This is a genomic window from Pseudomonas sp. NBRC 111131 (assembly GCF_001320525.1).
Lineage (GTDB): Bacteria > Pseudomonadota > Gammaproteobacteria > Pseudomonadales > Pseudomonadaceae > Aquipseudomonas > Aquipseudomonas ceruminis.
The window spans coordinates 22,299-36,370 of sequence record NZ_BCBH01000046.1; the positions used below are offsets into that span (position 1 = coordinate 22,299).

General features: G+C 62.7%; 12 protein-coding genes and 1 pseudogene. All 13 read right to left on the bottom strand.

Annotated features, from left to right (window positions below):
- Positions 1-5 precede the first annotated feature (5 nt).
- Positions 6-1,538, bottom strand: a complete 1,533-nt coding sequence (gene nuoM / locus APH34_RS26025) for an NADH-quinone oxidoreductase subunit M (protein ID WP_054903545.1) — start codon at positions 1,536-1,538, stop codon at positions 6-8.
- A 40-nt stretch (positions 1,539-1,578) separates the two neighbouring features.
- Positions 1,579-3,432, bottom strand: coding sequence for an NADH-quinone oxidoreductase subunit L (gene nuoL / locus APH34_RS26030; RefSeq protein ID WP_054903546.1), 1,854 nt, complete (start codon positions 3,430-3,432; stop codon positions 1,579-1,581).
- On the bottom strand, positions 3,429-3,737 hold the full coding sequence (gene nuoK, locus APH34_RS26035) for an NADH-quinone oxidoreductase subunit NuoK (protein ID WP_008096201.1): 309 nt from the start codon (positions 3,735-3,737) through the stop codon (positions 3,429-3,431). Before nuoK ends, nuoL begins: the two co-directional genes overlap by 4 nt.
- Positions 3,738-3,740: 3 nt before the next feature.
- Positions 3,741-4,241 (bottom strand): NADH-quinone oxidoreductase subunit J, encoded by a 501-nt coding sequence (gene nuoJ / locus APH34_RS26040; RefSeq protein WP_054903547.1) that lies wholly within the window; start codon positions 4,239-4,241, stop codon positions 3,741-3,743.
- Positions 4,242-4,251: 10 nt separating this feature from the next.
- Positions 4,252-4,800: an NADH-quinone oxidoreductase subunit NuoI gene (gene nuoI / locus APH34_RS26045; protein WP_016488223.1), complete on the bottom strand. Its 549-nt coding sequence runs from the start codon at positions 4,798-4,800 to the stop codon at positions 4,252-4,254.
- Between the two features lie 11 nt (positions 4,801-4,811).
- On the bottom strand, positions 4,812-5,819 hold the full coding sequence (gene nuoH / locus APH34_RS26050; protein ID WP_016391389.1) for an NADH-quinone oxidoreductase subunit NuoH: 1,008 nt from the start codon (positions 5,817-5,819) through the stop codon (positions 4,812-4,814).
- Positions 5,816-8,530: an NADH-quinone oxidoreductase subunit NuoG gene (gene nuoG / locus APH34_RS26055; protein ID WP_054903548.1), complete on the bottom strand. Its 2,715-nt coding sequence runs from the start codon at positions 8,528-8,530 to the stop codon at positions 5,816-5,818. Before nuoG ends, nuoH begins: the two co-directional genes overlap by 4 nt.
- Positions 8,531-8,662: 132 nt before the next feature.
- Positions 8,663-10,027, bottom strand: a complete 1,365-nt coding sequence (gene nuoF / locus APH34_RS26060; RefSeq protein WP_054903549.1) for an NADH-quinone oxidoreductase subunit NuoF — start codon at positions 10,025-10,027, stop codon at positions 8,663-8,665.
- On the bottom strand, positions 10,024-10,521 hold the full coding sequence (nuoE, locus tag APH34_RS26065; RefSeq protein WP_003251433.1) for an NADH-quinone oxidoreductase subunit NuoE: 498 nt from the start codon (positions 10,519-10,521) through the stop codon (positions 10,024-10,026). Before nuoE ends, nuoF begins: the two co-directional genes overlap by 4 nt.
- 2 nt (positions 10,522-10,523) lie before the next feature.
- Entirely contained in the window at positions 10,524-12,305 is a 1,782-nt protein-coding gene (nuoC, locus tag APH34_RS26070; protein ID WP_054903550.1) for an NADH-quinone oxidoreductase subunit C/D, read from the bottom strand.
- A 78-nt stretch (positions 12,306-12,383) separates the two neighbouring features.
- The gene (locus APH34_RS26075) at positions 12,384-13,061 is read right to left on the bottom strand and encodes an NADH-quinone oxidoreductase subunit B family protein (RefSeq protein WP_003251429.1); all 678 of its coding nucleotides are present in this window, start codon (positions 13,059-13,061) and stop codon (positions 12,384-12,386) included.
- A gap of 9 nt (positions 13,062-13,070) precedes the next feature.
- Entirely contained in the window at positions 13,071-13,484 is a 414-nt protein-coding gene (locus APH34_RS26080) for an NADH-quinone oxidoreductase subunit A (RefSeq protein ID WP_003251427.1), read from the bottom strand.
- Positions 13,485-13,898: 414 nt separating this feature from the next.
- Positions 13,899-14,072: pseudogene (locus APH34_RS26085) on the bottom strand (lysoplasmalogenase); the annotation flags it as partial.

The window sequence follows — 14,072 nt, forward strand, 5'->3', positions numbered from 1 at the left end:
CGCTCTTACCGGGCCGAAGCGAGTTGAGTGAAAGCGGAACCGAGCCACTGCTGCACACCACTCATGGTGGCGGCAGAGGTGTCGAGGAACGGCTGCGGATACACGCCCAGCAGGATCAGCAGCACCGCCAGGCCCAGGACCATGACCAGCTCGCGACCGTCCATGCCGGCCAGCACGGTGTCAGCCTTGCTCGGGCCGAAGTAGGCACGGTGGATCATGATCAGCGAGTAGACCGAACCGAACACCAGGCCGGTGGTGGCGATCACGGTGATCCATGGCACGCTGGCGAAGCTGCCGATCAGGATCAGGAACTCGCCGACGAAGTTACCGGTACCTGGCAGGCCCAGGGAGGCGGCGGCGAAGAACAGGCTGATGGCGGGCAGGTAGGCGATACGGTGCCACAGGCCGCCCATCTGGCGCATGTCACGGGTATGCAGGCGCTCATACAACTGGCCGGACAGGATGAACAGCGCGGCGGCTGACAGACCGTGGGCCAGCATCTGGATCACGGCACCTTGCAGGGCCTGTTGGCTGCCGGAGTAGATGCCGATCAGCACGAAGCCCATGTGCGAGACGCTGGAGAACGCAATCAGACGCTTGATGTCGGTTTGCGCGAAGGCCAGGAACGCACCGTAGAAGATACCGATCAGGCCCAGGGTCATGGCGATCGGCGCGAACTCGGCCGAGGCATTCGGGAACAGCGGCAGGGCGAAGCGCAGCAGGCCGTAGGCCGCAGTCTTCAGCAAGATACCGGCAAGGTCCACCGAGCCTGCGGTGGGGGCCTGGGCGTGGGCATCAGGCAGCCAGGAGTGGAACGGCACGACCGGCAGTTTGACCGCGAAGGCGATGAAGAAGCCCAGCATCAGCACGTATTCGACACCGGCCGGCAGTTCGGCCTTGAGCAAGTCGCTGTAGTTGAAGGTGAGCACGCCGGTGGTGTTGTAGTTGACCAGCACCAAGCCAAGGATCGCCACCAGCATGATCAGGCCGCTGGCCTGAGTGAAGATGAAGAACTTGGTCGCGGCGTAGATCCGGGTCTTCTTGCCATCTGCGGAGCTGTGACCCCAGAGCGCGATGAGGAAATACATCGGCACCAGCATCATTTCCCAGAAGAAGAAGAACAGGAACAGGTCCAGGGCCAGGAACACACCGACCACGCCACCGAGGATCCACATCAGGTTGAGGTGGAAGAAGCCGACGTGGCGCTGGATTTCTTTCCAGGAGCACAGCACCGAGAGCACACCGAGCAGGCCGGTGAGCAGGATCATCAGCAACGACAGGCCGTCGAGAGCCAGGTGGATGCTGATGCCGAAACGCTTGATCCACTCGACCTTGTATTCGAGTGCCCAAGCAGGCTCAACGCCTGGTGCAGGTGCCAGGGTGTAGTCGCCGGTGCCCCACAGCCATAGGCCGATTCCGAGCAGCAGGGACATGGTCAGCAGCGCGATCCAGCGCGGCAGGGTGGCGCCGAAGCGCTCACCCAGCCAGCACAGGAAGCCGCCGATGAAGGGGATCAGGATCAGCCAAGGCAAAATCATGACGGGTTGGTTTCCTTTGGCAAAGTCGCAAGATTCATAGTCATACCGCAGCCACTACCACAGCACCGAGTACCAGCACGGCGCCCACGGCGATAGAGGCGGTGTACCAGCGCAGCTGGCCGGTCTCGGTCTTGCTCATGGCGACGTGGCCGCCACGCGCCATCCGAGGAATCAGGCCGATGCTGCGGTCAACCGGGTCCTTGCGCAGGAGATGGCTGATCAGCAGGTAAGGTTTGACGAAGAGCTTGTCGTAGATCCAGTCGAAGCCCCAGGCGGCGAACCACCAGGCCGACAGGACACGGCCGATACTGCTGTTGGCGATGGCGCTGACGAAGCGGCGCTTGCCCAGGAACAGCAGGGCCGACAGCAGGATACCGGCCACGGCGATGGCGCCAGAGGCGATTTCCAGCGAGTGCTTGGCCTCGCCACCGGCATGGCCGGCGCTTTCAGGCAGCACGCCTGCCAGTGGCGGGTGGATCCAGGCGCCGATGAAGGTCGACAGCACGATCAGCACGCCCAGTGGCAGCCAGTGGCTGATGCCGTGGCCGGCATGGGCTTCGGTCTTGGCTTCGCCGTGGAAGGCGATGAAGATCAGGCGGAAGGTGTAGAGCGAGGTCATGAAGGCACCGACCAGGCCAGCATACAGCAGGCCGGTGTTGCCGCTGGCGAAGGCTTCCCAGAGGATCTCGTCCTTGGAGTAGAAGCCCACGGTCAGGATCGGCAAGGCCGCCAGGGCGGCGCCACCGACCACGAAGCTGGCATAGGCCAGTGGCAGTTTCTTCCACAGGCCGCCCATCTTGAAGATGTTCTGCTCGTGATGGCAGGCCACGATCACCGCACCCGAAGCAAGGAACAGCAGGGCCTTGAAGAAGGCGTGGGTCATCAGGTGGAAGATCGCCGCGTCCCAGGCACCGACGCCCAGGGCCAGGAACATGTAGCCGATCTGGCTCATGGTTGAGTAGGCGAGGATACGCTTGATGTCGGTCTGAACCAGGGCGGCGAAGCCGGCCAGTACCAGGGTCACGCCGCCAACCACACCCACCAGGTGCAGGATGTCCGGCGCCAGCAGGAACAGGCCGTTGGTACGGGCAATCAGGTACACACCTGCGGTGACCATGGTCGCCGCGTGGATCAGTGCCGAAACCGGGGTCGGGCCAGCCATCGCATCGGCCAGCCAGGTCTGCAGCGGCAGCTGGGCCGACTTGCCAACCGCACCACCGAGCAGCATCAGGGTGGCCAGGACCATCCAGGTGTCGCCTGCCTGGAATTTCTGCGGTGCCAGCACCAGCAGTTCCTGCACGTTCAAGGTACCCAGCTGGGCGAACAGGATGAACAGGCCGATGGCCATGAACACGTCGCCGATACGGGTGACGATGAATGCCTTGAGTGCTGCGTTACCGTTGTTGCGGTTGCTGTAGTAGAAACCGATCAACAGATAGGAGCACAGGCCCACGCCTTCCCAGCCGAAGTAGATGAACAGCAGGTTGTCGCCCAGGATCAGGAACAGCATGCTGGCGATGAACAGGTTGGTGTACGAGAAGAAGCGCGAGTAGCCGGCTTCGCCACGCATGTACCAGGACGCGAACAGGTGGATCAGGAAGCCGACACAGGTGACCACGCCGAGCATGGTGACCGAAAGGCCGTCCAGGTAGAGGGTGAAGTTCGGCGCGAAGCCGTCCACCGACATCCACTGCCACAACAGCTGGCTGTATGCGCCACCTTCAGGCGGTGCAACGTTGAATTGCCAGATGACATAGGCGGCGACCGCAGCCGAGAGGCCGACAGAGCCCACGCCGATCAGGGCGGACAGGTTCTCCGAGAACCGCCCGCGCGAGAACGACAGCAGCAGGAAGCCGATCAGGGGGAAGACGAAAGTCAGGAAGAGAAGGTTCATCCGCGCATCTCACTGGCAGCATCGATGTCGAGAGTGTGGAAGCGGCGATACAGCTGCAGCAGGATCGCCAGGCCAATGCTGGCCTCGGCGGCTGCCAGGCTGATCACCAGAATGAACATCACCTGGCCGTCGGGCTGGACCCAACGGGCACCGGCGACGATGAACGCCAGGGCAGAGGCGTTCATCATGACTTCCAGGCTCATGAGCACGAAGAGGATGTTGCGGCGGACCATCAGGCCAACCAGACCTAAGCAGAACAGGATGCCGGCGACCGCCAGACCGTGTTCAAGAGGGATAGCACCCATGATTTACTCCTTCGCCTCGTTGCGGCCCAGGTGGAAGGCGGTGACGGCTGCAGCGAGCAGCAGCATCGAGGCCAGTTCGACCACCAGCAGGTAGGGGCCGAACAGGCTGATGCCCACGGCCTTGGCGTCCACGGTGGTACCGCTGATGGCCGCGCCGCTCGGGGCGACGAACAGCACGTACAGCAGCTCCAGCAGCAGCAGGGCGGCCAGCAGCACCGGCCCGGCCCAGATGCCGGGCTTGAGCCAACCCCGTTCCTGAGCGACCGAGGCCGGCCCGAGGTTGAGCATCATTACCACGAAGACGAACAGCACCATGATTGCGCCGGCGTAGGCGATCACTTCCAGGGCGCCGGCGAACGGCGCACCCAGAGCGAAGAAGATCATTGCCACGGAAATCAGCGAAATGATCAGGTAGAGCAGGGCGTGCACAGGGTTGGTGCCGGTCACCACTCGAAGGGTGGAGACCACGGCGATCCCGGATGCGAAGTAGAAAGCGAATTCCATCTTTCTGTCCTTATGGGAGCAAGCTCTTCACGTTGATCGGCTCGGCTTCGTTCTGAGCAGCGCCTTTCGGCTTGCCAGCGATCGCCATACCCGCAACACGGTAGAAGTTGTAGTCAGGGTTCTTGCCGGGGCCGGAGATCAACAGATCTTCCTTCTCGTACACCAGGTCCTGACGCTTGAACTCGGCCATTTCGAAATCCGGAGTCAGCTGGATCGCGGTGGTCGGGCACGCTTCCTCGCACAGGCCGCAGAAGATGCAGCGCGAGAAGTTGATGCGGAAGAACTCCGGGTACCAGCGGCCGTCTTCGGTCTCGGCCTTCTGCAGCGAGATGCAGCCGACCGGGCAGGCCACCGCGCAGAGGTTGCACGCTACGCAGCGCTCCTCGCCATCGGGGTCGCGGGTGAGGACGATACGGCCGCGGTAGCGCGGCGGCAGGTACACGGGCTCTTCGGGGTACTGCAGGGTGTCGCGCTTGCGGAACCCGTGGGAAAACACCATTGCCAGGCTGCGCAGCTGAGTGCCGGTACCCTTAACGATGTCGCCGATATACTTGAACATGGGTCAAATCCTCACTGGGCCGCGACGGCTGGCGTGTTGTAAAGCACGATCGCAGCGGTCACCAGCAAATTGATCAGGGTCAGCGGCAGGCAGAACTTCCAGCTGAAGTCCATCACCTGGTCATAGCGCGGGCGCGGGATCGAAGCGCGCAGCAGGATGAACAGCATGATGAAGAACGCGGTTTTCAGCGCGAACCACAGGAACGACAGTTGCGGCAGGATGCCGAACGGGCCGTGCCAGCCGCCGAAGAACAGGGTCACCAGCAGCGCCGAGATGAGGATGATGCCGATGTACTCACCGACGAAGAACATGCCCCACTTCATGCCGGCATACTCGATGTGGTAGCCGTCGGCCAGTTCCTGCTCCGCTTCCGGCTGGTCGAACGGGTGACGGTGGGTCACGGCGACGCCAGCGATGAAGAAGGTGCAGAAGCCGAAGAACTGCGGAATGATGAACCACAGGTTCTGGGCCTGGTATTCAACGATGTCGCGCATGTTGAACGAGCCCACCTGCACCACCACGCCCATCAGCGCCAGGCCCAGGAACACTTCGTACGACACGGTCTGGGCCGAGGCTCGCAAGCTGCCCAGCAGGGCGTACTTGTTGTTCGACGACCAGCCGGCGAAGAGCACGGCATAGACCGAGAGACCGGCCATGGCGAAGAAGAACAGCAGGCCGATGTTCAGGTCGGCAACGCCCCAGGTCGGGGTGATCGGGATGACCACGAAGGCGATCAGCAGGGCGCTCATGGCCACTACCGGTGCCAGGGTGAAGATCACGCGGTCGACGAAGGGTGGATTCCAGTCTTCCTTGAAGAACATCTTCAGCATGTCGGCGGCGATCTGGAACATGCCGAACGGGCCGACACGGTTCGGACCGTAGCGGTCCTGCCACCAGCCCAGCAGGCGGCGCTCGACGAAGCTGAGCAGCGCGCCGCACACCACCACCGCGAGCAGGACCACGATGGCCCGGATCACGGTGAGGATCACATCGATCACTTCGGGGGTGAACCAGCTCATTGTGCTGCCTCCTGCAGACCTTCGACGGATGCACCGAAGATGGCAGGTGGGATACCGGCCAGGCCTTTCGGCAACGCGACCAGGCCAGCGCCCAGCTCTTCATTGATGCGCAGTGGCAGGCGCAGGGACACGCCAGCGACGTTCAGGCTCAACAGCGCGCCGTCGTTGACGCCCAGGCGGTCAGCCTCGGACTTGGCCAATGCCACGTAGGCGGCAGGAATGCGTTCCTGAACCGGCGCGGCGCGCGAGGAGCTTTCTTCGCTGCCGAACAGGTGGAAGAACGGTACTGCGGTCCAGGTGCCACGGGCCGGGTTGAAGGCGCCCGGAATGGCGTTGAACCAGTTCAGACGGTCGCCTTGCGATTCGATCAAGCGAACACCCGGGTCACCGGCACGCAGGTGACCACCGACCTCGTCCTGGAACTTGTTCCAGGCTTGCGGCGAGTTCCAGCCCGGCGACCAGGCGAACGGCACCTGCTGGCGCGGCTCGGCCGACCCCGAGTAGCCTTCCATGGAGAAGGCGAACGCGGTGTCCTTGTCTTGCGGGGTGCGTGGTTCGTGCACGCTGATGTTGGCGCGCATCGCGGTACGGCCAGAGTAACGCAGCGGCTCACGGGCCAGCTTCATGCCCTTGATACGGAATGCGGCGCTTGGTGCGGCATTGACGATGCCGGCCAGTTGCGGCGCGGCTTCGGCGCAGGCGCTGGTGACGTGGTCCAGCTGGGTCCAGTCGACCGGCTTGTTCAGCAACGTGGCACGCAGGGCATGCATCCAGCGCCAGCCTTCGTGAACCAGGATGCTGCTGTCCAGGTACTGCGGGTCAAACACCTGGAAGAAGCGCTGGGCACGGCCTTCCTGGCTGACCAGGGTGCCGTCGCCTTCGGCGAACGAAGCTGCTGGCAGCACCAGGTGGGCGCGGTCGAGCGTCGGGGTCTTGGAATGGTCGGCAACGATCACCACCTTGGCCGCGGCCAGAGCAGCGTCCACCTTGGCGGCCGGTACGCGGGCGTACAGGTCGTTCTCCAGCACGACGATGGCGTCGGCCTTGCCGCTGATGACCGCGTCCAGCGCGGCATCCACCGATTCACCACCAAGCATGGCCAGACCCAGACTGTTGGCCTCAGGCACTACCAGGCTCAGCGAACCATCTTTCTCGCGCAACTTCAGGGCCTTGGCGATGTTGGCGGCGGCTTCGATCAGGGCTGGGTCGGCCAGGGAGGTACCGGCGATTACCAGCGGGCGCTTGGCGGCGACCAGGGCATCGGCGATGCGCTGGGCCAGGGCCTTGGCCTCGTCGTCCAGGCCAGCAACGGCAGGGGCGCTCGGGTCGATGGCGTGGGCCACGGCGAAACCGATGCGGGCCAGGTCTGCCGGGGCCGCGTGTACGCACTCTTCGGCCACATCATCGAGCTTGGTTTCGGCCAGGCTGGCGATGAACAGCGGGTACAGCGCGTGCTGGCCGATGTTTTTCACGGCTGCATCGAGCCAAGGCTGCACTTTCATGGCCTCGGCCATGGCTTCGGCCTTGCCTTTGGTGGCCTGGCGCACGGCCAGGGCAACGCGGGCGGCAGTCTGGGTCAGGTCTTCACCCAGCACGAACACTGCGTCGTGATCTTCGATGTCACGCAGGGTTGGCACTGGCAGCGGGCTGTTGTTCAGCACGTGCAGGGCCAGGCGCACGCGGGCCAGTTCACCGGCTTCCATACCGCAGTAGAAGTAGTCGGCACCGACCAGTTCACGCAGGCCGTAGTTGCTTTCGAGGCTGGCGCGAGGCGAGCCGATACCGACGATGGTGCGGCCACGCAGCAGGTCGGCGGCCTTGTCCAGGGCGGCATCCAGGCCCAGCTTGGTGCCATCGGCCAGCAACGGCTGGCGTGGGCGGTCGGTGCGGTTGACGTAGCCATAGCCGAAGCGGCCGCGGTCGCACAGGAAGTACTGGTTGACCGAGCCGTTGAAGCGGTTCTCGATCCGACGCAGCTCGCCGTAGCGCTCGCCCGGGCTGATGTTGCAGCCGCTGGAGCAGCCGTGGCAGATGCTTGGGGCGAACTGCATGTCCCACTTGCGGTTGTAGCGCTCGGAGTGGGTCTTGTCGGTGAATACGCCAGTCGGGCAGACCTCGGTCAGGTTGCCGGAGAACTCGCTTTCCAGCACGCCATCTTCAACGCGCCCAAAGTACACGTTGTCGTGGGCGCCATAGACGCCCAGGTCGGTGCCGCCAGCGTAGTCCTTGTAGTAGCGCACGCAACGGTAGCAGGCGATGCAACGGTTCATCTCGTGTGCGATGAACGGGCCAAGGTCCTGGTTCTGGTGGGTACGCTTGGTGAAACGGTAGCGGCGCTCGTTGTGGCCGGTCATTACCGTCATGTCCTGCAGGTGGCAGTGACCGCCTTCCTCGCAGACCGGGCAGTCGTGCGGGTGGTTGGTCATCAGCCATTCGACGACGCTGGCGCGGAACGCCTTGGACTCGTCATCGTCGATGGAGATCCAGGTGCCGTCGGAGGCTGGGGTCATGCAGGACATGACGATACGACCGCGGGTGTCGTTCTCGTCGGTGTACTGCTTGACCGCACACTGCCGGCAGGCACCAACGCTACCAAGCGCCGGGTGCCAGCAGAAATAAGGGATATCGAGGCCGAGTGACAGACAGGCCTGTAACAGGTTGTCTGCACCGTTGACTTCGAGCGCTTTGCCGTCTACGTGGATAGTGGCCATTGTTCAAAGTTCTTCGTTGGCCCGCGTGAGCGGGCGTGGCTAATGGAAATCGGTGAGCCTGCGGCCGGCCTCGAGTCGTTCGGGCCGGCCTGCGGGCTGGCGGGTGGCACGGACCACCCGTCGTCTATCTTTTTATGCGCCGACTACAATCGGCTTGGCCAGATTCGGGCGCAGGGTGTCGCCAGCGCTTGCAGGCGCGACACCGGCCTCGAATTCGGACCTGAAGTATTTGATGGCACTGCCCAATGGCTCGACGGCACCCGGCGCGTGAGCACAGAAGGTACGGCCCGGGCCGAGGAAGTTGACCAGGCCCAGCAGCGTCTCGATGTCTTCGGCGCGGCCCTGGCCTTTTTCCAGTGCGCGCAGCATCTTCACGCTCCATGGCAGGCCGTCACGGCATGGGGTGCACCAGCCGCACGACTCGCGGGCAAAGAACTCTTCCATGTTGCGCAGCAGCGATACCATGTTGACGCTGTCGTCCACCGCCATGGCCAGGCCCGTGCCCATACGGGTGCCGACCTTGGCGATGCCACCGGCGTACATCTGCGCGTCGAGGTGCTCGGGCAGCAGGAAACCGGTACCGGCACCGCCTGGCTGCCAGCACTTGAGCTTGTAGCCGTCACGCATACCGCCGGCATAGTCCTCGAACAACTCACGGGCGGTCACGCCAAACGGCAATTCCCACAGGCCCGGGTTCTTCACCTTGCCGGAGAAGCCCATCAGCTTGGTGCCGTGGTCTTCGCTGCCTTCGCGGGCCAGCGACTTGTACCAGTCGTTGCCGTTGGCGACGATGGCGGGCACGTTGCACAGGGTTTCGACGTTGTTCACGCAGGTCGGCTTGCCCCACACGCCAACGGCGGCAGGGAAGGGCGGCTTGGAGCGCGGGTTGGCGCGGCGGCCTTCGAGCGAGTTGATCAGTGCGGTTTCTTCACCGCAGATGTAGCGGCCGGCACCGGTGTGCACGAACAGCTCGAAATCGAAGCCCGAACCGAGGATGTTCTTGCCCAGCAGGCCTGCGGCCTTGGCTTCGTCGATGGCGCGGTTGAGGTGCTTCGCTGCGGTGGTGTATTCGCCACGCAGGAAGATGTAGCCACGGTAGGCCTTCAGGGCGCGGGCACTGATCAGCATGCCCTCGACCAGCAGATGGGGCTGTTGCTCCATCAGCATGCGGTCCTTCCAGGTGTTCGGTTCCATTTCGTCCGCGTTGCACAGCAGGTAGCGGATGTTCATGGATTCGTCTTTGGGCATCAGGCCCCACTTCACGCCCGTGGGGAAGCCCGCACCGCCGCGGCCCTTGAGGCCGGAGTCCTTGACGGTCTGGACGATGTCGTCCTGCGACATCTGCGCCAGCGCCTTGCGGGCGGCGGCATAGCCGTTCTTGGCCTGGTACTCGTCGAGCCAGACAGGCTCGCCGTCGTCACGCAGGCGCCAGGTCAGCGGATGGGTTTCGGCCGAACGCGCAATGCGGTTGGCCGGGCCGAAGGAAGTGATGGTCATACGTAACCCTCCAGCAGCTTGGAGACGCCAGCAGGCTGTACGTCGCCAAAGGTGTCGTCGTCGATCATCAGCGCCGGGGCCTTGTCGCAATTGCCCAGGCAGCAGACCGGCAGCAGGGTGAAGCGCCCGTCGGCAGTGGTCTGGCCCAGGCCGATGCCCAGCTCGCTCTGGATCTGGCTGACCACGGACTCGTGGCCACCGATGTAGCAGACCATGCTGTCGCATACGCGGATGATGTGGCGACCGACCGGCTGACGGAAGATCTGGCTGTAGAAGGTGGCCACGCCCTCGACGTCGCTGGCAGGAATGCCCAGCACTTCGCCAATGGCGTGAATGGCACCGTCCGGTACCCAGCCACGTTCTTTCTGGACGATCTTCAAGGCTTCGATGGACGCCGCGCGCGGGTCCTCGTAGTGGTGCATCTCGTGCTCGATGGCCGAGCGCTCGGTTTCGCTCAGGGCGAAACGGTCAGTCTGGATAAGCGTGCTGTTCATGCTTAGCGGTCCACGTCAGCCATAACGAAGTCGATACTGCCCAGGTACGCAATGAGGTCGGCGACCATGCTGCCCTTGATCACCGAAGGGATCTGCTGCAGGTGCGGGTAGCTCGGGGTGCGAATCCGGGTGCGGTAGCTCATGGTGCCGCCATCGCTCGTCAGGTAGTAACTGTTGATGCCCTTGGTCGCCTCAATCATCTGGAACGACTCGTTGGCCGGCATGACCGGGCCCCACGAAACTTGCAGGAAGTGCGTGATCAAGGTCTCGATGTGCTGCAGGGTGCGCTCTTTCGGTGGCGGCGTGGTCAGCGGGTGGTCCGCCTTGTACGGGCCTTCCGGCATGTTGCGCAGGCACTGGTCGATGATGCGGATACTCTGACGCATCTCCTCGACACGGACCATGCAGCGATCGTAGGCATCGCCGTTGTGGGCCAGCGGCACTTCGAACTCGAAGTTCTCGTAGCCGGAGTAGGGGCGGGCTTTACGCAGGTCGAAGTCGCAACCGGTGGCACGCAGGCCGGCGCCGGTGGTACCCCACTCCAGAGCTTCCTTGGTGTTGTACGCGGCAACGCCGATGGTACGGCCCTTGAGGATGCTGTTCTGCAGGGCGGCCTTGGTGTATTCGTCGAGGCGCTTGGGCAGCCATTCGACGAAGTCCTTGACCAGCTTGTCCCAGCCGCGCGGCAGGTCGTGGGCGACGCCACCAATGCGGTACCAGGCCGGGTGCAGGCGGAAACCGGTGATCGCTTCGATCACGGTGTAGGCGCGCTGACGGTCGGTGAAGGTGAAGAACACCGGGGTCATGGCGCCCACGTCCTGGATGTACGTACCCAGGAACAGCAGGTGGCTGGTGATCCGGAAGAATTCGGCGAGCATGATGCGAATCACGTCGACCTTCTGCGGTACCTGGATGCCCGCCAGCTTTTCCACCGCCAGTACGTACGGCAGGTTGTTCATCACCCCGCCGAGATAGTCGATGCGGTCGGTGTAGGGGATGAAGCTGTGCCAGGACTGACGTTCGGCCATCTTCTCGGCACCACGGTGGTGGTAACCGATGTCCGGTACGCAGTCGACGATCTCTTCACCGTCCAGTTGCAGCACGATACGGAAGGCACCGTGCGCCGAAGGGTGGTTGGGGCCGAGGTTGAGGAACATGTAGTCCTCGTTGGCGCCCTGACGCTTCATGCCCCAGGCTTCCGGGTTGAAGCGCGCCGATTCCTCTTCAAGCTGTTGCTTGGCCAGGGTCAGGCTGTAGGGGTCGAACTCGGTAGCACGGGCTGGGTAGTCCTTGCGCAGCGGGTGACCTTCCCAGGTGGGCGGCATCATGATGCGGCTCAGGTGAGGGTGGCCGGCAAAATCGATGCCGAACATGTCCCACACTTCGCGTTCGTACCAGTTGGCGTTTGGCCAGATGCCGGTCACGGTCGGCAGATTCAGGTCGCCTTCGCTGAGCGACACCTTGATCATTACGTCGCTGTTACGCTCGATCGACAGCAGGTGGTAGAAGACGCTGAAGTCGGCGGCGGGCAGGCCACGGCGCTGGGTGCGCAGGCGCTCGTCGACGCCGTGCAGGTCATACAGCATGCTGTACGGTTTGGCGACGCCGCGCAGGAAGCTGAGCACCTCCTTGAGCTGGGCGCGCTTGACCCACAGCACGGGCATGCCGGTGCGGGTTTCCTGGGCGACGAATGCTTCGGCGCCAAAACGGTTGTTCAGTTCGACGACCACATCCTGGTCGTCAGCCTTGTAGGGCGGAATGAAAATAGCGTTGTCCGCTGTCATGGTCTCGGTCGCTTTGGGTCAACGTTAAGAATGAAGCCAGGCCGCCGGCTCCGGAGGAGCGGGCGGCAGGTCGCTGGATCAGACTTCGTCGGGGCTGCGCAGATTGGTTACTGCAATGCGCTGCTCACGACGCAGGTCTTTCTGGGCTGGCATCTCGGCACGATAAATACCTTGATCACCAACAACCCAGGAAAGCGGGCGTCGTTCTTGGCCAATGGACTCCTGCAGCAGCATCAAGCCTTGCAGGAAAGCCTCAGGGCGTGGCGGGCAGCCGGGCACATAGACGTCCACGGGGAGGAACTTGTCGACCCCCTGAACGACCGAGTAGATGTCGTACATGCCACCGGAGTTGGCGCACGAGCCCATGGAGATGACCCATTTGGGCTCGAGCATCTGCTCGTACAGGCGCTGAATGATCGGCGCCATTTTGACGAAGCAGGTACCGGCAATGACCATGAAGTCGGCCTGACGCGGCGAGGCCCGGATGACTTCGGCGCCGAAGCGGGCGATGTCGTGGGGAGCCGTGAAAGCCGTGGTCATTTCCACGTAGCAGCAGGACAGGCCGAAGTTGTACGGCCAGAGGGAGTTCTTGCGACCCCAGTTGACCGCGCCACGTAGCACATCTTCAAGTTTGCCCATGAAGATGTTCTTGTGGACCTGGTCCTCTAGCAGCTGATCGGTGACGGTTTCCCGTTCACCGACCGGGTACTGCTCGTTGGGTGCATCCGGATCGATTCTGGTCAGATTGTATTGCATGCCAAAGCCTCATTGTTTCAGCTTCGCTTGCCGCTTGCGGCGACCTTCGGGAGCCCAATCAAGTGCCCCGACGCGCCATAGGTAGACAAGACCTGCCAACAGAATTGCTATGAAAACGAGTGCTTCGACGAATCCGGTCCAGCCGCTTTCGCGGACGGACACAGACCAGGCAAAGAGAAAGAGGGCTTCGATATCGAAGATCACGAACAGCATCGCGACCAGATAGAATTTGGCGGACAGGCGCAGGCGGGCGCTGCCGACGGGCAGCATGCCGGATTCGAAGGGTTCGTTCTTGGCGCGACCCCAGGCCTTGCTACCGAGCAGGCTGGACAGGCCGAGCATGAAGGCACACAGGCCGACGACACCCAGGAGGAAGATGGCAAAGCCCCAGTTGTGGGCGATGAGTCCTGCCGAATCGGACATGCTAGAGATCCTTATACAGAGACCCAGCTCTGCAGTCTGAAATAAGTAGAGCGGCGACGCGGTGTCGCAGGTGCAGTGACCAAATGTCGCAGCTGAATCAATCGCGCTGATTTTATGGGTAAACCCGTAGCAAGTAAAATTTCTGTCGCAAATTTATTCGTAGGATTAAGAACAAAAGGCACTCGTAAATGGCTGAAAGCCTTGATATTCGGGCATTGCGTACGGTTTTGTTAATTATGTTTCTTGCGACTGGTAACGAATTACAATTTTCGGAATGATAATTAATATCATTTGACCTGATGCTATGTAATTTGGCTGTTCTGTGCCTTGTAAAGTTCATCTGGCCACTCCAGCTACTTACAAATGCGAAAGACTCCTGTTGTAACAGCTTCCGAAGCTGCGCGCACCGCTCTGCGTCAATATCAGTGCGGGCAGGGCGGGGCGCAGGGTAATGCCGCAAGAGCCGCGCAGGTAAGCCAGGTGGGCACAGAGGAAGGCGGCCAGGCCGAACACGAACAGGTCGGCGGGTGCGGCCAGCAGGGCGAGCAGGGTATTGTCGCTGGCCAGTGCATATATATAGAGGGCGGC